Below are 18,015 nucleotides of genomic sequence, written 5' to 3' on the forward strand. Positions count from 1 at the left end.
GCATTTCTGTCCACGCAGATATGGACCAAAGGCACGCCGAGGTCCAGTACCGCAGACGCCTCGTGCGTCATTCCGGCAGGATCGCGGTGACTTCGATTTCAATCCGGTATTTCGGATCGATCAATCCGCATTCAATCATTGTCGCCACCGGAGGGTTGGCGCCGAAGGTTTCAGCCAGAACAGGCCAGCAGGGTTCGAATTCGGTGCGATCGGGAAGCATATACGTGACGCGTACAACGTCCGCAAACGAAGCTCCCGCTTCGGTCAGGGCTATTTCGATGATCGCCAGAGCCGAGCGGCACTGGTCAACTGCCGTTTCCCCCTGCCCGACGGTGCCTGCGACATGGACCCAGCCACCTGCAACCACTGCGCGGCAATAGCCAACCTTGGCCTCGAATTCGCCACCTGAAGAAATACGTCTGATTGTCATGTTCCGCTCACCAAACAATTGCCTCATTGGCCGCAAGGCCGGCTTCATACGAGGCTCTGCCTCGCGCTCCGGGATATTTTTGGCCAGATGAAGAACGGATCCCCTGCTTCATCTAGCTATGAATATCCCGGGGGAGTCGCCCTACGGGCGGCGGGGGCAGAGCCCCCTACCCAGTGTGCGATTGGTGATCGATGCAGAGTGAAGGCTGGACTAACCAGCCGAGGCTGATTCCGCCGTGTCTGCATAAATGATCAGCGGTTGCGACTCTGACGTCACCGCCTCTTCGTTGACCACAACTTCGGTCACATTCTTCATGCCCGGCAGCTCGAACATCGTATCCAGCAGGATATCTTCGAGGATCGAGCGCAAGCCACGTGCGCCGGTTTTGCGTTCAATAGCCTTCTTGGCGATGGCTTTCAGCGCATCATCGGTGAAGGCCAGATCGGCATCTTCCAGCTCGAACAGGCGCTGGTATTGCTTGACCAGAGCGTTTTTCGGGCTGGTAAGGATGGTGACAAGCGCGTCTTCGTCCAGATCTTCGAGCGTTGCCAGAACCGGCAGGCGGCCGACGAATTCCGGGATCAGGCCGAATTTCAGCAGGTCTTCGGGTTCCAGATCCTTGAAAATCTCACCCACGCCGCGTTCGTCATTGTCACGTACATCCGCGCCGAAGCCCATTGCCGAGCCTTTGCCGCGCTGCGCGATGATCTTGTCGAGCCCTGCAAATGCGCCGCCGCAGATGAAAAGGATATTGGTTGTGTCCACCTGCAGGAATTCCTGCTGCGGATGCTTGCGGCCACCTTGTGGCGGAACGCTGGCCACGGTGCCTTCCATCAGTTTCAGCAGGGCCTGCTGAACACCCTCACCCGACACGTCGCGCGTGATCGAGGGGTTCTCGGACTTGCGGGTGATTTTGTCGACCTCGTCAATATAAACGATGCCGCGCTGAGCGCGCTCGACATTGTATTCGCTGGCCTGCAGCAGTTTGAGGATGATGTTCTCGACATCTTCACCCACATAACCGGCCTCGGTCAGCGTGGTTGCATCCGCCATGGTGAACGGCACATCCAATATCCGTGCCAGCGTCTGCGCCAGCAGGGTTTTACCGCAGCCGGTGGGACCGATCAGCAGGATATTGGATTTCGCAAGCTCAATATCGCTGCCCGCTTTCTGGGCATGGTTCAGACGTTTGTAGTGGTTGTGCACCGCAACCGACAGAACCCGTTTGGCGGTGGCCTGACCGATCACGTAATCGTCCAGAACCTCGCAGATATCCTTTGGCGTAGGCACACCGTCCGAGGATTTCAGACCGCTGGCTTTGGTCTCTTCACGGATAATATCCATGCAGAGCTCAACACACTCATCACAGATGAATACGGTCGGGCCTGCGATCAGCTTACGCACCTCATGCTGGCTTTTGCCGCAAAAGCTGCAATAGAGCGTGTTCTTGCCGTCACCGCCTGAATTCGTCGCCATGCTTTACCCCTCGGGCTCCGTCTCGGCGACCCCATCCAAAGGGTCGCGTTTGCCGTCATTGCCTGCAGCTTAGGCCAGCGTTCTGGCAGCTACAATCTCAAAATCAATCCTCACGCCGGACGCGCGCTGTTTTGAACTTAGTCTTCGTCACCATCCATCTTGGCGCGGTTCTCGACGATCTCGTCAATATGGCCCCAATCCTTGGCTTCTTCCGGGCTCATAAAGTTGTCACGATCCAGCGCCTTTTCAACCGCCTTTTTGGTCTGCCCGGTATGACGTACATAGATGTCATACAGGCGATCTTTCAGCTTTTGCGTCTCGGCCGCGTGGATCATGATATCGCTGGCCTGGCCCTGATAGCCGCCACTGGGCTGGTGCACCATGATCCGGCTGTTGGGCAGCGAAAAGCGCATTCCCTTCTCACCGCCGGCCAGCAATACCGAACCCATCGAGGCCGCCTGACCGATTACCAATGTGGAACATTTCGGCTTAATATACTGCATTGTATCGTAAATCGACAAACCGCTGGTCACCACGCCGCCGGGCGAATTGATGTAGATCGAGATTTCCTTGTTCGGGTTTTCCGCCTCAAGGTGCAGCAACTGCGCGACCACCAGATGGCTCATGCCGTCATGGATCGGGCCGTTAATGAAAATGATCCGCTCTTTCAGAAGACGCGAGAAGATGTCGTATGCGCGCTCGCCCCGGCTGGTCTGCTCGACGACCATGGGGACGAGAGTGTTCATATATGTTTCAACTGGATCGAACATTCGGAACCTGCCTGTTTTGCGATGGATCGGGACATTACCCGAAGAAGAGTTACCCGAGTCTTAGTGCCGCCACAGGGGGGCTGCAAGGGGGGCCGAACGTTCCGGTGTTTTCCGCGTGCTCAAGCGTCTCGATTGCATCTGATGCATGTGACCGATAAGAGCTCGCGGCACCAATACGCTCGTCACATCACGCTATTTTGATCCGTACATATAGCAATACATGCCTGAAACTTGTACCAAGTGAACGCGCCGCAACGAGGCTCTTTGCCAATATGAGATTCGGCGAGAGTAACGAGGGAATACGATCATGGCTTTGCCGCAAATGACCGAGGAAATGTCACCTGATGATTTGGACCGGATGGTTGAGAATGCGACGCGTGCGTCCAACTTTCTGAAGGCCATCAGCCATGAAGGGCGCCTCATGATCCTGTGCCACCTGGTGTCAGGGGAAAAATCTGTGACCGAGTTGGAGCGCTTGCTCTCGGCGCGGCAGGCGGCTGTTTCTCAGCAATTATCGCGCCTTAGGTTGGAAGGTCTGGTTGTTCCCCGTCGCGAGGGGAAAGCCATTTATTATCGGCTGGCCGATGAGCGGCCCGCACGCATTCTGGAAGTGGTCTATGAATTGTTCTGCACACAGGACAAGGCCGGTTCATAACCATCGGCCTGAATGAGGACGCTGTAAAACCGGTGGCTCTGCCCTACTAAAACTGCTAACCAATCCGAAACACGCACTTATGGAGCAACTGATGATCCGCACAATTCTGATTGGTTTGGCCTTGTTCACCCTCACTGCCTGCGAGACCGCAAAAGGCGCTGGAAAAGATATCGAAAACGCGGGTGACGCGATTCAGAATGCGGCTGAGGACGTTCAGGAAAACATCTGATTGTGACGGGATGTTGCGTTAAGGCAACGCCCACCCGCAATATATAGTTGCCACACCTACTCAACCCAGGTAATGTTGCCCGTACAGGTGCATAGACGCGGCATTGCATTTCTGACACTTCTACGGGGTTCTTTTGCGCAAGCGAAAGAACCCCGTTCTGGTTCGGAGAGTGGTGCGTGGTAGCCTGTATGAACCGAAGGTTCTGAAATAGGAAAAGGCGTCAGGTGCTCAGACGCGGTCTTTGCATGCATCCTTGCGGACACTCCTGACGCCTTGCCGGTCCGGGCCGCCCGAGGGCCGTCCCGATCCAGTTGCCTCGGCCCCCGAAAGAACCTTGGCGACTGCCACACGCACTATGTCGCGTCACAGCCCGCGCAGACCTTGTAAGAGGCTAATCACCTGATCCGAACCGTAGTACAGATCACCTGATCCACCGCCGGTAAGCCATTGCAACCAAGTACAAATCCTAAAACCTGTCTTCGTCGCGGCGGCCCCCTTGGCCCTTGCGTCCCGCCCCTGTTCCGAAGAACTGAAGCAGTGATCAGACTGTTGCACCAGCGTCATGATCCGGCAAGAAAATAGCACTGCAGCATGAAAATTAGACGTGGATAAACTGTTGATATCCGCCGGGAGAGCCATGTGGACAAGTCGGAAATCGACGCCAAATGGCGGGGTTGTGAAGGGATAAGTCCAGACTTAAGAAAACACCCCGATTTTCGCCACTTTCTGCAGCTGCAAAGGTCGCGCGCGCTGCGTTAGGGGGGAATTGTCCGAGTTGTACAACACTCAAACCCCCAATCTTTCGAATCGAACAACCGGAGATTCGCTCATGCGCCTGACCATTTCCCAAGCCCGCGCCCGTTTGGGCGAACTGGTCACCCTGTCACAAGACCCGCGAGAGGTGATCGTGCTGACCCGATATGGCAAACCACAGGCTGCGCTGGTGTCGATGGCCGAGGCTGAACGGATCTGGCAGTTGCAGGATGACGACCGGGTCGGACACAAACACCCGCTCAGCGGGCTGCGCGGGTGGTGGTCGAAGGGGCGTGGTATTCCGGGGATGGAACCTGGGCCGGACGGCAGGTACCTCACCGCGCGCGACGCCGCGCTGAAGGTCCGCGAGATCCAGATGACCCGGGCCGAGGAACGCCGCATCCTCAGGCGCGGTGGTCTGGACCCTGTCGCGGGCGGCGAGATCGCCGCCCGGCCCGTTGCCTCCCTGTGGAGACGTCTGTTCCGATTATGAGAAGCGTCCTGACCGGGCCGGGTCACCTACTACTCCTGCCGCAGTCAAAAATCTCAGCGGCAAATACCCCCTTTAACATCGGTCCGGTCAGAGACGCTTCAGTTCACCTGACGTTCCAGAACGGTGCTGTAGGTCGTTCCTCGACGCAGGCTACGGAAATCAGCATAGATCTTGCCATCCTCGTACCGGGCATCGATCAGGGCGTTCACGCCGATCTCGGGATCGGCCGAGCTTTCCACGATGCTGACACGGGTCGGATCATCCAGGCTGATGGTGCCGGTCGCATCCATGACGCGCCAGTCCTGAGTGGCATTCGAACGCCACTTGCTGGGGCCCCAGAACACGTTGTCTTGCTGCTTTTGGATGTCGAGCACCCATTCGGCATTGTTGAACCGCGGCGCGTCACCAGTTGTGGTCCGGTTCGGCCCAACGGTGGTATAGCTGCCCGCCCAGGTGCCGCGCAGGTCCGGCGTATCGGCCATGGCTGCGGTGGCAAGAGTGAGGCTGGTGGCCAAAGCGGCAGCTCCGGCAGTCATGTATCTGGTCATGGGGATCTCCTCCTGAAAGCGACCCTTTGGAGTTCAAAAACGAACATCCTTGCTGTGGGATACAGATTGGGCGGAGGTGTGCCGGTTACAACTTACCTAAGGGAAACTTCATAATCGGTTAATGTTTGCGTCAGGCCCAGGCGAGCGCGGTGCCGAGGATGACAAGGCCGATGCCCGCGACTTCGCGATACGAGAAGTGCTCGCCAAACAGAAAGAACGAGGCGATGGCGATCAGAACAACCTCGGCCCCCAGAATGCCGGTATAGATGATGCCCAACCGTTCTTCGCGCAGCGCGGCGAGTTCGAGCGTTGCCCCGGCCAGCAGGGTCGCAACGATCAGCAGGCCAAGGCCCACGCCGGGGAGCTTCCACCAGAACTTCATCGCGATCATGGCCACGGAATAGAGACCCGCCGACCCGAGGGCGATGATGGGGATCATGGATGTGGACATCTGCGCCTCCTGCCGAGGGTTCCGTTGGGTCAAGTGTAGCAGGAGAATGGGGTTGGGGCTGTGAGGTGGGTCACAGTGTGAGTGATGGGTTAAGAACCCATCCTACGTAGGGTGGGTTTTCAACCCACCAATACCCTCGTAGGGCGGGCTTCAGCCCGCCGTCTCCATCCGATCCATGGAGTGAATGGCGTGCTGAAGCCCGCCCTACGGTTTATGAATACCGTTCGATCAGCAGAACCGAGGGCCGCGACCGACCCGAGGGGAGGCGCAAACGCGCCGCCCGTTTTGCCGGAGGCAAACCTTCGGTTTGACGGGGGCGGGTCGGCGCGGCCCGGCGGTGCCGCCGGGCGGGTGGGTCGAAATATTTCGCTGAGGTCACAACAACAATTGAAGCAACCTCTCACCAAAGATGACGAGGATCGCCGCTCTACCTGCCCATGTTCCAGTGCTTTCGCCAAATTTTTCGGCAAACTTCAGTGTCGAAACTTTAGTCATTTCGCCGACATGTGCAGCCAGCTTTGATCCGACTTTTTGAAAGCCTTCGCCGGTTTCAACTATCAACTCGTCAGTCTGCTCACTTGGCGATTTCAGTGAAGTTTTGAGCGCTACGAGACGCTCTTCTAACCTTTGAAGTTCGTCGTCTTTCAGAAGGAAATCAGGACCTTGGTTGTGTCCGAGACTGTCAGGAATATCGTTGCGCACAACAGACAAGAGCTCCAAAATGCTCGGTATGTCCTCAATAATAGATTGAACGAGTTCGGTATCCGGAAACTCGATCTGCTCGTCTTCGCCATCTTCAGATACATCTAGATAGATGCGATGATCAGCGGGGAATAAATCGCCTTCAAAATGATCCTCAACGGCTCGGACTACCTCGTCCAATTGATTGGCCAAGATGGAGTTTCCGAAGAAATTTAGGACTGTTTCGCGGCTCGAGCTTGCTTGGTCCCAAACGCTCGATTGAAGTTCGTCAAAGTTCTCGAACACATGTTCGCTAACTAAATCGTCAAAATCGAAATCGCCAATGTCTTGAAATTCAAGCTCCAGCCAGTCGACAATTTCCTTGGCTTTCTTTTTGCCGCTCCAACTGAGGTCCAATTCAGGTGGAGTACTAGGATCATATACTTCGAACTCACCGTAGGTCATTGAAACTACCAGAAACAGAAATTTTCTAGCAGCTTAGCTGCCCTTGGGTTGTTTTCAATCCCTAGGAGGGCTTCCACCACAGAGGTTGATTTAATGATCATTGCTTCAGGCCGCACAGAAGGAGCCAAGCGAGGGGAAGAGCTAACAGGTGTCCCTAACCTCACAGCGTGGGCACGCAGTTGGCTGCGCCAACCGCTTTCGTCCACCCGCCGTAAAAATGGCCAGCTGTTAGCTGTCCATTTTTAAGGCGCTAATAAACGCCTCCTGAGGTATATCAACCTTCCCGAACTGGCGCATCTTCTTTTTCCCGGCCTTCTGCTTGTCCAGAAGTTTGCGTTTCCGCGTGGCGTCCCCGCCGTAGCACTTCGCGGTCACGTCCTTGCGCAGCGCCGAGAGGGTCTCGCGGGCGATGACCTTGCCTCCGATGGCGGCCTGTATCGGGATTTTGAACATGTGGCGCGGGATCAGGTCCTTGAGCTTTTCGCACATCGCCCGGCCCCGCATCTCGGCCCGGTCGCGGTGAACCATGGTCGACAGCGCATCGACCGGTTCGTCATTCACCAGCACCGACATCTTGACCAGATTGTCCTCGGTATAGCCAGTCATCTGGTAGTCGAACGAGGCATAGCCCTTGGTCACCGATTTCAGGCGGTCGTAGAAGTCAAAGACTACCTCGTTCAGCGGCAGGTCATAGACGACCATGGCGCGGGTGCCCGCATAGGTCAGGTCCAGCTGAATGCCGCGGCGGTCCTGGCAGAGTTTCAGCACGTCACCGAGATATTCATCCGGCACAAGGATGGTCGCCTTGATGCGCGGTTCCTCGATATGGTCGACCTTGGACGGATCGGGCATGTCGGCGGGGTTGTGCAGCTCGATCATCTCGCCGTCTTTCATGTAGACGTGATAGATCACCGACGGCGCGGTGGTGATGAGCTCGATATCATATTCGCGTTCGATCCGGTCGCGGATGACCTCAAGGTGCAGAAGGCCAAGGAAGCCGCAACGGAAGCCAAAGCCCAACGCCGCCGAGGTTTCCATTTCAAAGCTGAAGCTGGCGTCGTTCAGGGCCAGTTTGTCGATCGCATCGCGCAGGTCTTCGAATTCGGAACTGTCGACGGGGAAGAGGCCACAGAACACCACCGGCTGCGCGGGTTTGAAGCCCGTCAGCGCCTCTTCGGTGCCGTTGCGGTCATTGGTGATGGTGTCGCCGACGCGTGTGTCACGGACCTGTTTGATGGACGCAGTCAGAAAGCCGATCTCACCGGGGCCGAGGCTGTCGACCATCTCCATCTCCGGGCGGAAGACGCCGACGCGATCGACATGGTGCAGGGTGTTGTTCGACATGAACTTGACCCGCATCCCCTTTTTCAGCGTGCCGTCCATGATGCGGACCAGAACGATCACGCCCAGATAGGCGTCGTACCACGAATCCACCAGCATCGCCTTGAGCGGCGCGTCGAGATTGCCCTGCGGTGCGGGCAGTTGCTGCACGATGGCCTCAAGCGTTTCGTGGATGCCCTGCCCCGTCTTGGCGGAGACCTGAATGGCATCGGTCGCATCAATGCCGATCACGTCCTCAATCTGTTCGGCCACGCGGTCACAGTCCGACGCGGGCAGGTCGATCTTGTTCAGCACCGGAACGATCTCATGATCGGCATCGATGGCCTGATACACGTTGGCAAGCGTCTGCGCTTCGACCCCTTGGGTCGAGTCCACGACCAGCAGAGAGCCCTCGACCGCACGCATCGACCGGCTGACCTCATAGGCAAAGTCCACGTGGCCGGGGGTGTCGATCAGGTTCAGCACGTATGCCTCGCCATTGTCGGCGGTATAGTCGATGCGAACCGTGTTGGCCTTGATGGTGATGCCGCGTTCCCGCTCGATATCCATGCTGTCGAGCAGCTGTTCCTTCATGTCGCGATCCTTGACCGTTCCGGTCTCTTGGATGAGCCGGTCAGCAAGGGTGGATTTGCCATGGTCGATATGCGCGACGATGGAGAAATTGCGGATATGAGCGAGGTCTGTCATGGGTTGGGGATATGTATTAACTGTTTCGCGAACGCAATGGTTGATGAGAGGTCAGAAGTGATTTGAGGCCGCAGGCATGAACAGCAACGACACCATTGTGAAGCTAAGTAAGGTATCCAAGCCAGGACGTAGAGTCCTTCTTGCCCGGTTCCTGCTCAGAATATTGGGAGAAATTGTCGACACCGTCGAACTTAAGAACCGGCGGGGATCAACGATACTGGAAGGTATGGCACTTTCAATAGTAGCCATGGACTTAGAGTTAGAATCTAGCGAATTTATTGAGCCTCGATATCCCGAGAACCAACCAATTGTCTATGCCGTTCGATCAAAGCGATTCAGCTACTACTGCTTCACAATTGAAACGAGTTCAGGCTCAGATGTTACCGTAAAGCTAGGCAACGGTCCGGGTCCAGAATTCGTCAAGGAATACAAGATCGCACCGAAAGCCGCATTCGAACTGCTTGGATACGAAGTCGATTTGCTCACTAGCCACGTACTTGGGGGCAAGACCCAATCTGAATTCGAGATAACGAACCATTTGCGTAGGCAACCACTTTGGGGGACCATCGCAGCCGCAGATAACAAGAGCCATCAAAATTTAAATGAAACGAACAGGACCAGAATGGCACTCGTACATGCCAACCGCGAAACCAGCGGTGCTTTTGAGTTTTGGCTCACTTACTTCGACAGCATTGTATCAGGACAGTTGCTAGAGCAAGACCTTCTTCGGAGAATTGCGAAAATTCACCAAGGCACTTGGATAAACGGTGCCAAGGCAATTGCAAACGAAATCGAACGAATTCAGGCTCAGTTGCAAGTTGAGACTGCACTCGCGGACCTCAAGAGTAACTCGCAAGTCCAAACCAAAACACGCCATGGTATCGGTGGGAACAACCCACCTGAGAGTATTCAAGATGAGTTTTTGGTAGGTTCGGTTACTTTGATCTGGGAAGCAGAGAGAGAACTCTCAACCGCCCTAGAAGATGAAAATCCTGCTCGCGAATGGATTGAGGCAATCCTAGCTAAGTTCAAATCCGGACTAGCAAGTTTTCTCAGGTGGTGCGCGAGCAAAGGCGATCTTGCTGTCGACACTTTGATCAAGTGGGGTATTCCTGCTGCCGGGGCGGGGTATGCCGCAAAGTATCCAGAGAAAATCGAAGCCCTAATTGAAGCTATCGAGCACTGGCTTCCGTTTTTGTCATGACTAGTGCCGGGCTGAAGCCCGGCCTACGGGGTGGGGTGTTTCCGACTCGGGTATTCACTTTTTCGCAACGTGTGATTGATCCCGAATCCACTTTGATTCATACTCCGCCGCAGACCGAGAGGGGCATAAGACCCATCCGGGCAGGCAAAAAACGAGGCTCGAGTATGAAACAGTTCCTCTTAATCGCATTTTGTGCGGCATCGCTGACGTCGGCGGCCCACACAGTGGACGCGGCGCAGATCAAGCGGGCGTGTTTGGCATCGGACCGTGAGGCGGCGACGCGGGCGCGGTGTACGTGCATCCAGCGTGTGGCGGATCAGGCGTTGACGCGTGGCGATCAGAAGACCGTGGCAAAGTGGTTCGAAGACCCCCATCAGGCGCAGGAGTTGAAGATGTCGCAGACCGCGCGCGATGATGCGCTGTGGGATCGGTATCAGAACTTTGGCCAGATGGCGCAGGCGATCTGTAGCTAAGTCCAAGGCAATCCTTGACCTGATGCCCGCTGCACCCCAGAAAGGCGCAGCGAAAGGTATGTGCGATGGTGATGAAAGGGCTGACCCTGCGGGGCCTTGAGGTTTTCGAGGCGCTGGCACGGACGGGATCGGTGGCGCAGGCGGCCGAGATCACGGGGCTCAGCCAGCCATCGGTTTCCCAGCAGTTGCGCAACCTGGAAAAGGCTTTAGGCACCGATCTGGTGGATCACGGGCGGCGACCGATGCGGCTGACGCAGGCCGGGCGCAGTTTTTTGGCGCGCGCGCAGGCGGTGTTGGCCGAGCTGCAGGTGGCCCAAAGCGAGCTGGCGGTGATGGATCTGGGGCATCTGACCACGCTCTCCATCGGGCTGATCGACGATTTCGACAATGATCTGACGCCGCGGCTGGCGACTTTGCTGGCCGACAGCCTGACCCGGTCCAAGTTCAAGCTCACCACCCTGCCCAGTCTGGACCTGTTCGAAGAGCTTGAGGCGCAGCGGCTGCACATGGCCGTCTCGGCCCACTCGGGCGAGGTGTTGGAGGGCGTGGTCGAATACCCGTTGGTGCAAGACCCGTTCATATTGGTTGCGCCCAAAGGGGCCGAGCAGCCGATGCAGGACCTGCCTTTTCTGCGCTATGCCCGCGAGCAGTTGATCAGCCGCCAGATCGAAGGCCATCTGGCCCGTCAGCAGATGGAGTTCGAGGAACGGTTCGAGATTGGCTCGCACCTTGCCCTGATGGCGATGGTCGCGCGGGGCCTTGGCTGGGCGATCACCACCCCGCTGGGCTATATGCGCGCAACGCGATTCCATGACGGGCTAGAGGTGCACCCCGCCCCGTTTGGTGAATTCGCACGAACGATTTCCCTGTTCACCCGCTCGGACTGGTCGGATCAGGTGCCACAGGAAGTCGCAGGTATGATCCGGAGGCTGATGCAGAGCCAGATCATCGACCCCGCAATTGCGCAGGTGCCGTGGTTGGGCGGGCAGTTGAAGGTGTTCGGATAGGACGGAGCGTGGTTTTGGACGTCAAACCGGGACGCTTGGCGGGTGTTTCTGGCGTCGTTGAGCAAGGCGGCACGATTGAGGTCAGCCTTTTGAAGCTGTTGCGTAAGTTGCCTGCAAAGATGAGGGTGCGGTTATGGCAACGGAACTAGAATTCTCTTTCGCTGCGCTGAGCAGTCCGGCGAGACGGCACATTCGGGTGTTTCAGATCCACCAGTTTCTGGATCGTTTTGCGATGGGTTTGACGGTTGCCGTCGTTGCGCTGGCGCTCACCGACCGAGGCATGGACCTTTTGCAGATTTCCCTGCTTTTTGGGGTCTACTCCCTTACAACCATGGCGATGGAACTGCCGTTCGGCGGATTGGCCGATAACATTGGACGCAAGCCGGTTTTTCTGGGTGCGGTCGTCGCCAGCGTGATCTCTCTGGTACTTTTCCTCTCGACACGCGACTTCTACGTCCTCGCGCTGTCGTTTGCGTTCATCGGTTTTGGGCGCGCCCTGCGATCAGGTACGCTGGACGCCTGGTTCGTTGAAACCTTCAAAGCCGCAGCCCCAAATGTGGATGTTCAACCCGCTCTCGCAAAAGCGCAATGGGCCAATGCCATGGGCTTGGCGGTGGGGGCTGTTTTGGGCGGCCTTCTGCCTGATCTCTTTGGCGGTGTGGCAGAGAGGCTGGGTGTCAGTATCTATGATGTGTCATATATTGCGAGCCTGGCAATGATGCTCGGGGTGTTCGCCTATACCGTTATTTTTATTGTGGAAAAACCCCGCCCACTGAATTCCAAAGCCGTGATGCAGGGGTTTGCAGCTGTACCATTGGTGGTTAAAGACGCGGGTCTACTTGCCCTGAAACATCCGGCGCTGTCGGTGCTTTTGGCGGCTTTGGCGTTTTTCCTGATGGGAACTAATCCGGTTGAGGTGCTGTGGCCGACCCATGCAAAGCCAATGTTGGATGAGGGCTATGCGAATACGGTCATTGGCCTTGTGACCGCTGCCTACTTCTTCTCAATCGCATTTGGCGCGTCGCTGTCCCCTCGCGTCAATCGAATATTCAAACGACGACACGCGACTACCCTTGCGGCGGCTTTTGTCTGCACGGCCGTTGTTCAGATCGCCTTGGCTTTACAAGGCGGCATCGTCGGCTTTGCGATGGTATTCATCCTCTATTCCGTTCTGCTTGGGGCTTCTGAGACGCCAGCCAGCAGTATTCTGCATAGATGCGTAGAAGACCGACAGCGATCCACAATGCTGTCTCTCAAGTCGCTGATACAGCAACTTGGGGCGGCCTTGGGCCTGATTTTGGCAGGCGCCATCGCTGAGGTCTATTCGACACCAACGGCTTGGATGGTTGGTGCCGTGTTCATTGCTATTGCCGTGATCCTGATCGGCATCTTAGCCAAACGGCTGACCGCCGAGATTGATTAGAGGCCGCTGGAGCGGCGTGCTGCATTCCGTAGCAATGGCCTAACGCAATTTCCAATTTGACCTTCTGCGCCTACCCGCTCGTGTTTAGATGCGCTGCTAACCCCGCCACCGCCTCTTCAATCAAATCTAGCGCCCCGTTGAAATCGCGGGTGTAGTATGGATCCGGCACGTGGTCTGCCCCGATATGGGGCGCGAAGTCGGTGAGCAGGCGAACGGGCGTGTCGCTGCCCTTTGGGCGCAGGTCCTCGATGCCCGCAATGTTGTCGGCATCCATGCCGATGATCAGGTCGAAACGGTGGAAATCTTCGGCCACAAATTGCCGTGCGCGCAGGTCGCTCAGATCGATATCACGGGCACGGGCAGCTTTTTGCATCGGGCAATAGGGCGGGTCTCCGATATGCCAGCCCGAGGTTCCGGCGCTATCGGTCCGGTGATGCGGGGCGCAGCTGCGAAAAACGCCTTCAGCGGCGGGTGAGCGGCAGATATTGCCCAGGCAGACGAAAAGGATACGCTGTGTCATGGGAACGGGTGTAGCGCGAGAGGCAGGCATGGAAAAGATCGTCATTCTGACCGGGGCTGGAATTTCCGCCGAAAGTGGGCTGGGGACCTTCCGCGACGAAGGCGGGTTGTGGGCGCAGCACCGGATCGAGGATGTGGCCACGCCCGAAGGCTTTGCCCGCAACCCGGCGCTGGTGCACCAGTTCTACAATGCCCGCCGGGTGCAGGCTGCCAAGGCGCAACCCAATGCGACGCATGAGGCACTTGCGCGATTGCAGCGGGACTGGCCCGGCGAAGTGATCATTGTCACCCAGAATGTCGACGGCCTGCACGAAGCAGGCGGGGCCGCAGATGTGATCCACATGCATGGTACCTTGGCCGGGGCGCTGTGTGCGGCCTGCGGGCACCGCTGGACCTCACCCCCCGAAATGGAGGTGGGCGAGCCTTGCCCCGCTTGCCAGCAACCCTCAGCCCGGCCCGATGTGGTCTGGTTTGGCGAGATGCCGTATTTCATGGACCAGATTTACGATCATCTGGCCGAGGCCACTCTGTTCGCCTCAATCGGCACCTCGGGTCAGGTCTATCCAGCGGCGGGGTTTGTGCAAGAGGCTCGGGCCTCAGGCGTGCGAACGGTGGAGTTGAACCTTGAGCCATCCGCCGGAGGGGCGCTGTTTGACGAGACCCATCTGGGGCCTGCGTCGGAAACCGTACCGCGTTGGGTCGACAGTCTACTGGCGCGGGGGTGCACGCGATAGGGGCAGACAGCGGAACACTTTCCTGTCTATGGTGTTGAAAACAAAGCGAGTGAGTGACATGACCGACCTACCGCCCAAAGACGGAGAAATCCTTGACGACAGCAGCATCAACGCGCGCGATACGTTAAGCGCCAATCTGGCGAGCCTGTGGTGGACGTTTTTGCTGCGTGGTGTTCTGGCCGGTTTGATCGGGATCGCCGCATTATTCTGGCCGACCAGCAGTATCTCACTGCTGCTGCGGCTGGTGGGCGTGTTGCTGATCCTCGACGGTGCACTGACTTGGCTGGGCTTCGGGCGGCGCGGGCTGATCGGAGGGTTCGGGATCGGGGCCGCACTGATCGGCCTGGTCCTGCTGATCTGGCCTCAGGGCGTGGCCTGGCTGGCCTTTACCCTGATGGGGGCGATGGCGCTGTTCGTGGCCATTGGCTCGTTCATGGCGCTGCCGCAGATACATCCGCAGGACCCCGAGCGGGCAACGGTGCGCAACTCGGGCATTTTCGCGCTGATCATCGGGCTGGTGCTGATCTTCTGGCCGGGCAGCGGGATGGTGGCGCTGGGTTGGGCGATTGCCTTCTTCGCACTGACCTCAGCTGTGGTGATGTTCTTCCTCGCTGCGCGTTTCAAGAAAGCCGGCGACCGGGTGGGGATGAAAACGGTCAATCACTAGCGCAACAGGCCGGGCACCGCCCGGCCTGACGCATGGATGAGGGCCACCGGAACGGTGGCTTGAAGACAGGCGTGGCCCCTAATGCGCGTGCTTGTCCTGCCGCTCCAGATCGACGGGGATTTCGATCTCGACCTTTCCGGCGTTTTCGAACACCAGCGTCACCGGAATGGTTGCTCCATGTTCGAACGGAGCGGTCAGACCCATGAACATGACATGGTCGCCGCCGCGTTTCAGCATGTGGGTTTCGCCCGCAGGAATGGCAAAGCCTTCCTCGACATGCACCATTTTGGCGACACCGTTTGCATCAATCTCGTGGGTGTGCAGCTCAACCCGGCCCGCGACATCCGACGTGACGCTGATCAGGCGGTCGTCAGAGTCACCAGTGTTTTCGATCATCATGAAGGCCGCACCGGCCTTGGCTGACTTGCCCGAAGACCGGGCGTATGCGTCATCGACAACGATGACATCAGCGGCAAACGCGACCGAAGTCAGAGACAAGGTGGTCAGGGTTGCAAGCAGGGTGGACTTGAGGGTCATTGCGCCTCTCCTAATATAACTGTCTGATTTTCCGGGACGTTTAGTTCAGGCAGTTGCAGGGGGCGCGCGTGCGGGGTGCTGCGGAACCGGGGCGGCGATCAGGCTGTTGGCGCGCCGCAGCAATTCGGGCACCGTTTTGGCGGGTGCTTGCGGCAGATCAGCCTGATCGGGATGCACCGCACCCAGCAGACTGAGCGCGTAGTCGGGGCAATAATGCGGGGCGCGTGTGGGCTGGCCGTCTTCGTCCACATAGACCATGACCGGCCCATTGCCGGTACAAAGTACCATTTGACCAACGGCCTGATCTATTCCGCGCGCCTCGGCCACGCCCATACCGGTAAGGATCACCAGCACGGACAGGGCATAAGGCAGAGTATTTCGCAGAACAGCTCTCATTCCGGCTTGGGTATACGCCGGGGCAAAAGCGGGCTTCAAGCGCCAAAGCGTCGCGCTTGAAGCCAGATTTTAGTGGTCAAGCCCCGGTCGTTTGACCGGGCTTTTGGTCAGGCTGGTGTGCGAGCGATTCACCCAGCGCTGCATACGGTTACAGGCGGTGATCGTCTTGCGGATCAGCGCCCCAACCACGAGGAACAAATAAAAACTCTTTAACGACATAACTGAGCCCCCAACTCTGGCCTCATCCATAAATGCAAACGCGCGCCCTGTATGTGAACAAGGTCACGGTTTCGGTAAATTTTGAGAATACCCATGGCTTAAGTCTAAGGGTGATCTGAAACGAAAAAACCCCGCACCGAAAAGTGCGGGGTTAGAAATTCGACTGAAAAAGAGATCAGGCCGAAGCTTGCGCCTTGGCGATTTCTTTCTTCACTTTCAGTGCGTTCGCGGACAGCTCATCATCCTTGGCTTTGGCCAGGAATGCGTCCAGACCACCGCGGTGATCCACCGAGCGTAGGGCAGCCGCCGAGATGCGCAGCTTTACGCCGCGGCCCAGGGTTTCGGACTGCAGGGTAACGTCGTTCAAGTTCGGCAGAAAACGACGACGAGTTCTGTTTTTGGCGTGGCTGACATTGTTGCCAGTCATCGGGCCTTTTCCGGTCAGTTCGCAACGGCGCGACATGGTTTCTTCCTTTGTTTCTGGAGGCCGGGCACTAGACCCGCGGCCAAATCACAAGGGGCGCAACCCGAAGTCGCGCCCGAAAACTGGTTGGATGCGTTTAGTGGGAATCGCGCGGAGGGTCAAGACGGCTGCGCCGAAATCTTTACACCTCTGTTGAATTCCCTGAAGCATCAGATCCGAGGCATGCCCAACAGGGGTTTGTTATTCCTCAAATGCCGCGTGATCAACTGTGCTTGCATACGTCCACGCGGGATCAGGCGGGCCGGATCGGCACGATAATCGAGATCGGCCAGCTCGGGAAAAATCTCAAATATCTCTCGGCGCGCTTCGACACTGAGCGCTTTCAGCGCCTCGGGACCAGTATAAAGGCTTTCGGTTGGCGCGTTTTCTGCAAAGATTACCTGATGCTGGTCGAACAACAGGTGGAAATACTCGATTCGCTCGACGCCCTGATCGACATAAATTCCCGGCAATGCGGTGAGTTTGATGGCGGGTATCAGAACCTCGGTCGTGCCGAACATGCGTTCAGCGATTTTCGATTGTACCAACATCCGGTGCTGGCGCGAGACCAGCAAATCGCGATGCGGTAACCCCTCGCCCAGTGCCCCCGCGAGGATGCGCACGGGCCAGAGCTTGGGGTTGGCTTCAAGCTGAGGGCGATCAAATGCGCGACGTCCGATCCAGCGGATCGGGTGCAAACCCTGCCCCATCGTGGGGATCAGATCACCTGTGCGCAGAGACTGGATCGGGGCTGAACCTTGTGTGGTCGTGATCAGCGTATCGCGTGTGAAACAGGGCATGCCCGAACCGTTCTCGAACGCGGAATAGGTGACAACGATGCCGGAAGGCAGGGTGAATGTGCCGCTGGAGATCGAGTATCCGACCCCGTCTTCAACCGTAATCTCTCCGAAGGTATCGTCGTTGATCACAGTGCCTTCGGGCAGGTTCAGCGTGTCAGTGCCGTTGCCGCCGCGAACATCGCCCGAGACCGAGGTGCTGATAAAGTTCAGCGTGTCATTGCCGCCACCCAATCGGATATCGCCAACGGTCGATCCGCTGATATCCACCGTATCGGCATCAGAGCCACTGGCAACGCGCCCGCCAACCGTGCTGTTGGTGACGATGATCGTATCGGTGCCTGCGTTGCCCAGCACATTGTTAGAAATCGTGCTGTCCGTAATGGTGATATCGTCATCACCACCGCGCCCGCGGATGTTATCAATTGGCGAGCCCTGCGGCGTGCCGTTTAGCGTACCGTTGTCATTTGTGACATCGATATTGTCGTCGCCATTGGTGCCATTGATATTGGGCATTCATATGTGTCCCGTTCCTCGGGGCGTTCGGACAGATCACGTCGATCAAGCCCTTACCCAGACCGGTTCAAACGCAGCAAA

22 protein-coding genes are annotated in these 18,015 nt (G+C 57.4%); 9 read left to right on the plus strand and 13 right to left on the minus strand.

The window, feature by feature from the left end:
- Positions 1-67: 67 nt before the first annotated feature.
- The 3 genes from ACR0B3_RS12860 to ACR0B3_RS12870 form a co-directional block, all read right to left on the minus strand.
- Entirely contained in the window at positions 68-430 is a 363-nt protein-coding gene (locus ACR0B3_RS12860) for a RidA family protein (protein ID WP_480809429.1), read from the minus strand.
- 210 nt (positions 431-640) lie between these two features.
- A complete protein-coding gene (gene clpX, locus ACR0B3_RS12865) occupies positions 641-1,906 on the minus strand; it encodes an ATP-dependent Clp protease ATP-binding subunit ClpX (protein WP_170685905.1) in 1,266 nt (421 codons plus the stop codon).
- Positions 1,907-2,043: 137 nt separating this feature from the next.
- The gene (locus ACR0B3_RS12870; RefSeq protein WP_170685906.1) at positions 2,044-2,676 is read right to left on the minus strand and encodes an ATP-dependent Clp protease proteolytic subunit; all 633 of its coding nucleotides are present in this window, start codon (positions 2,674-2,676) and stop codon (positions 2,044-2,046) included.
- Between the two features lie 307 nt (positions 2,677-2,983).
- Here ACR0B3_RS12870 and ACR0B3_RS12875 point away from each other — a divergent pair, with 307 nt between their 5' ends.
- The 3 genes from ACR0B3_RS12875 (at position 2,984) to ACR0B3_RS12885 (ending at position 4,806) form a co-directional block, all read left to right on the plus strand.
- Entirely contained in the window at positions 2,984-3,331 is a 348-nt protein-coding gene (locus ACR0B3_RS12875; RefSeq protein WP_480809430.1) for an ArsR/SmtB family transcription factor, read from the plus strand.
- A 91-nt stretch (positions 3,332-3,422) separates the two neighbouring features.
- On the plus strand, positions 3,423-3,560 hold the full coding sequence (locus ACR0B3_RS12880) for an entericidin A/B family lipoprotein (protein WP_170685908.1): 138 nt from the start codon (positions 3,423-3,425) through the stop codon (positions 3,558-3,560).
- An 829-nt stretch (positions 3,561-4,389) separates the two neighbouring features.
- Entirely contained in the window at positions 4,390-4,806 is a 417-nt protein-coding gene (locus ACR0B3_RS12885) for a type II toxin-antitoxin system Phd/YefM family antitoxin (protein WP_480809431.1), read from the plus strand.
- A 98-nt stretch (positions 4,807-4,904) separates the two neighbouring features.
- On the opposite strand, the gene ACR0B3_RS12890 is transcribed toward ACR0B3_RS12885, so the two are convergent.
- The 4 genes from ACR0B3_RS12890 to lepA form a co-directional block, all read right to left on the minus strand.
- Positions 4,905-5,354: a hypothetical protein gene (locus ACR0B3_RS12890; protein WP_480684435.1), complete on the minus strand. Its 450-nt coding sequence runs from the start codon at positions 5,352-5,354 to the stop codon at positions 4,905-4,907.
- Between the two features lie 130 nt (positions 5,355-5,484).
- A complete protein-coding gene (locus ACR0B3_RS12895; protein ID WP_480809432.1) occupies positions 5,485-5,805 on the minus strand; it encodes a hypothetical protein in 321 nt (106 codons plus the stop codon).
- 375 nt (positions 5,806-6,180) lie between these two features.
- Entirely contained in the window at positions 6,181-6,951 is a 771-nt protein-coding gene (locus ACR0B3_RS12900) for a hypothetical protein (protein ID WP_480809433.1), read from the minus strand.
- 228 nt (positions 6,952-7,179) lie between these two features.
- On the minus strand, positions 7,180-8,979 hold the full coding sequence (gene lepA, locus ACR0B3_RS12905) for a translation elongation factor 4 (protein WP_170397199.1): 1,800 nt from the start codon (positions 8,977-8,979) through the stop codon (positions 7,180-7,182).
- A gap of 76 nt (positions 8,980-9,055) precedes the next feature.
- Between lepA and ACR0B3_RS12910 the strand changes: the two genes are divergently transcribed.
- From ACR0B3_RS12910 to ACR0B3_RS12925, 4 genes are all read left to right on the plus strand, one after another.
- A complete protein-coding gene (locus ACR0B3_RS12910; RefSeq protein ID WP_480809434.1) occupies positions 9,056-10,183 on the plus strand; it encodes a hypothetical protein in 1,128 nt (375 codons plus the stop codon).
- Positions 10,184-10,347: 164 nt separating this feature from the next.
- Positions 10,348-10,656 (plus strand): hypothetical protein, encoded by a 309-nt coding sequence (locus ACR0B3_RS12915; protein ID WP_480809435.1) that lies wholly within the window; start codon positions 10,348-10,350, stop codon positions 10,654-10,656.
- 65 nt (positions 10,657-10,721) lie between these two features.
- On the plus strand, positions 10,722-11,663 hold the full coding sequence (locus tag ACR0B3_RS12920) for a LysR family transcriptional regulator (RefSeq protein WP_480809436.1): 942 nt from the start codon (positions 10,722-10,724) through the stop codon (positions 11,661-11,663).
- Between the two features lie 133 nt (positions 11,664-11,796).
- Entirely contained in the window at positions 11,797-13,086 is a 1,290-nt protein-coding gene (locus ACR0B3_RS12925; protein ID WP_480809437.1) for an MFS transporter, read from the plus strand.
- A 70-nt stretch (positions 13,087-13,156) separates the two neighbouring features.
- On the opposite strand, the gene ACR0B3_RS12930 is transcribed toward ACR0B3_RS12925, so the two are convergent.
- Positions 13,157-13,606, minus strand: coding sequence for a low molecular weight protein-tyrosine-phosphatase (locus ACR0B3_RS12930; RefSeq protein ID WP_480809639.1), 450 nt, complete (start codon positions 13,604-13,606; stop codon positions 13,157-13,159).
- Between the two features lie 28 nt (positions 13,607-13,634).
- Here ACR0B3_RS12930 and ACR0B3_RS12935 point away from each other — a divergent pair, with 28 nt between their 5' ends.
- Together ACR0B3_RS12935 and ACR0B3_RS12940 are read left to right on the plus strand one after the other, a co-directional pair.
- Positions 13,635-14,339 carry an NAD-dependent deacylase gene (locus ACR0B3_RS12935; protein ID WP_480809438.1) on the plus strand — a complete coding sequence of 235 codons (705 nt, stop codon included), beginning with the start codon at positions 13,635-13,637 and terminating at the stop codon, positions 14,337-14,339.
- A 58-nt stretch (positions 14,340-14,397) separates the two neighbouring features.
- Positions 14,398-15,006, plus strand: coding sequence for an HdeD family acid-resistance protein (locus tag ACR0B3_RS12940; protein ID WP_480809439.1), 609 nt, complete (start codon positions 14,398-14,400; stop codon positions 15,004-15,006).
- A 78-nt stretch (positions 15,007-15,084) separates the two neighbouring features.
- Here the strand turns inward: ACR0B3_RS12940 and ACR0B3_RS12945 are convergent, their stop codons facing one another.
- From ACR0B3_RS12945 to ACR0B3_RS12965, 5 genes are all read right to left on the minus strand, one after another.
- Entirely contained in the window at positions 15,085-15,543 is a 459-nt protein-coding gene (locus ACR0B3_RS12945) for a copper chaperone PCu(A)C (RefSeq protein WP_480809440.1), read from the minus strand.
- Positions 15,544-15,588: 45 nt separating this feature from the next.
- The gene (locus ACR0B3_RS12950) at positions 15,589-15,939 is read right to left on the minus strand and encodes a hypothetical protein (RefSeq protein WP_480809441.1); all 351 of its coding nucleotides are present in this window, start codon (positions 15,937-15,939) and stop codon (positions 15,589-15,591) included.
- Between the two features lie 69 nt (positions 15,940-16,008).
- The gene (locus ACR0B3_RS12955) at positions 16,009-16,158 is read right to left on the minus strand and encodes a hypothetical protein (protein WP_480809442.1); all 150 of its coding nucleotides are present in this window, start codon (positions 16,156-16,158) and stop codon (positions 16,009-16,011) included.
- A gap of 175 nt (positions 16,159-16,333) precedes the next feature.
- Complete coding sequence (rpmB, locus tag ACR0B3_RS12960; protein ID WP_008756960.1) at positions 16,334-16,621, minus strand: 50S ribosomal protein L28; 288 nt, start codon at positions 16,619-16,621, stop codon at positions 16,334-16,336.
- A gap of 170 nt (positions 16,622-16,791) precedes the next feature.
- Positions 16,792-17,934 (minus strand): Hint domain-containing protein, encoded by a 1,143-nt coding sequence (locus ACR0B3_RS12965; protein ID WP_480809443.1) that lies wholly within the window; start codon positions 17,932-17,934, stop codon positions 16,792-16,794.
- Between the last annotated feature and the right edge of the window lie 81 nt (positions 17,935-18,015).

The organism is Ruegeria sp. CE9 (assembly GCF_056537425.1).

Coding starts and splice junctions, on each gene's coding strand:
- ACR0B3_RS12940 (WP_480809439.1), top strand. CDS start 14,398: ATGACCGACCTACCGCCCAAAGACGGAGAAATCCTTGACGACAGCAGC.
- ACR0B3_RS12895 (WP_480809432.1), bottom strand. CDS start 5,805: ATGTCCACATCCATGATCCCCATCATCGCCCTCGGGTCGGCGGGTCTC.
- ACR0B3_RS12875 (WP_480809430.1), top strand. CDS start 2,984: ATGGCTTTGCCGCAAATGACCGAGGAAATGTCACCTGATGATTTGGAC.
- ACR0B3_RS12945 (WP_480809440.1), bottom strand. CDS start 15,543: ATGACCCTCAAGTCCACCCTGCTTGCAACCCTGACCACCTTGTCTCTG.
- ACR0B3_RS12925 (WP_480809437.1), top strand. CDS start 11,797: ATGGCAACGGAACTAGAATTCTCTTTCGCTGCGCTGAGCAGTCCGGCG.
- ACR0B3_RS12890 (WP_480684435.1), bottom strand. CDS start 5,354: ATGACCAGATACATGACTGCCGGAGCTGCCGCTTTGGCCACCAGCCTC.
- ACR0B3_RS12950 (WP_480809441.1), bottom strand. CDS start 15,939: ATGAGAGCTGTTCTGCGAAATACTCTGCCTTATGCCCTGTCCGTGCTG.
- ACR0B3_RS12860 (WP_480809429.1), bottom strand. CDS start 430: ATGACAATCAGACGTATTTCTTCAGGTGGCGAATTCGAGGCCAAGGTT.
- ACR0B3_RS12955 (WP_480809442.1), bottom strand. CDS start 16,158: ATGTCGTTAAAGAGTTTTTATTTGTTCCTCGTGGTTGGGGCGCTGATC.
- ACR0B3_RS12930 (WP_480809639.1), bottom strand. CDS start 13,606: ATGACACAGCGTATCCTTTTCGTCTGCCTGGGCAATATCTGCCGCTCA.
- ACR0B3_RS12920 (WP_480809436.1), top strand. CDS start 10,722: ATGGTGATGAAAGGGCTGACCCTGCGGGGCCTTGAGGTTTTCGAGGCG.
- ACR0B3_RS12910 (WP_480809434.1), top strand. CDS start 9,056: ATGAACAGCAACGACACCATTGTGAAGCTAAGTAAGGTATCCAAGCCA.
- rpmB (WP_008756960.1), bottom strand. CDS start 16,621: ATGTCGCGCCGTTGCGAACTGACCGGAAAAGGCCCGATGACTGGCAAC.
- ACR0B3_RS12965 (WP_480809443.1), bottom strand. CDS start 17,934: ATGCCCAATATCAATGGCACCAATGGCGACGACAATATCGATGTCACA.
- ACR0B3_RS12880 (WP_170685908.1), top strand. CDS start 3,423: ATGATCCGCACAATTCTGATTGGTTTGGCCTTGTTCACCCTCACTGCC.
- lepA (WP_170397199.1), bottom strand. CDS start 8,979: ATGACAGACCTCGCTCATATCCGCAATTTCTCCATCGTCGCGCATATC.
- ACR0B3_RS12885 (WP_480809431.1), top strand. CDS start 4,390: ATGCGCCTGACCATTTCCCAAGCCCGCGCCCGTTTGGGCGAACTGGTC.
- ACR0B3_RS12900 (WP_480809433.1), bottom strand. CDS start 6,951: ATGACCTACGGTGAGTTCGAAGTATATGATCCTAGTACTCCACCTGAA.
- ACR0B3_RS12915 (WP_480809435.1), top strand. CDS start 10,348: ATGAAACAGTTCCTCTTAATCGCATTTTGTGCGGCATCGCTGACGTCG.
- clpX (WP_170685905.1), bottom strand. CDS start 1,906: ATGGCGACGAATTCAGGCGGTGACGGCAAGAACACGCTCTATTGCAGC.
- ACR0B3_RS12935 (WP_480809438.1), top strand. CDS start 13,635: ATGGAAAAGATCGTCATTCTGACCGGGGCTGGAATTTCCGCCGAAAGT.
- ACR0B3_RS12870 (WP_170685906.1), bottom strand. CDS start 2,676: ATGTTCGATCCAGTTGAAACATATATGAACACTCTCGTCCCCATGGTC.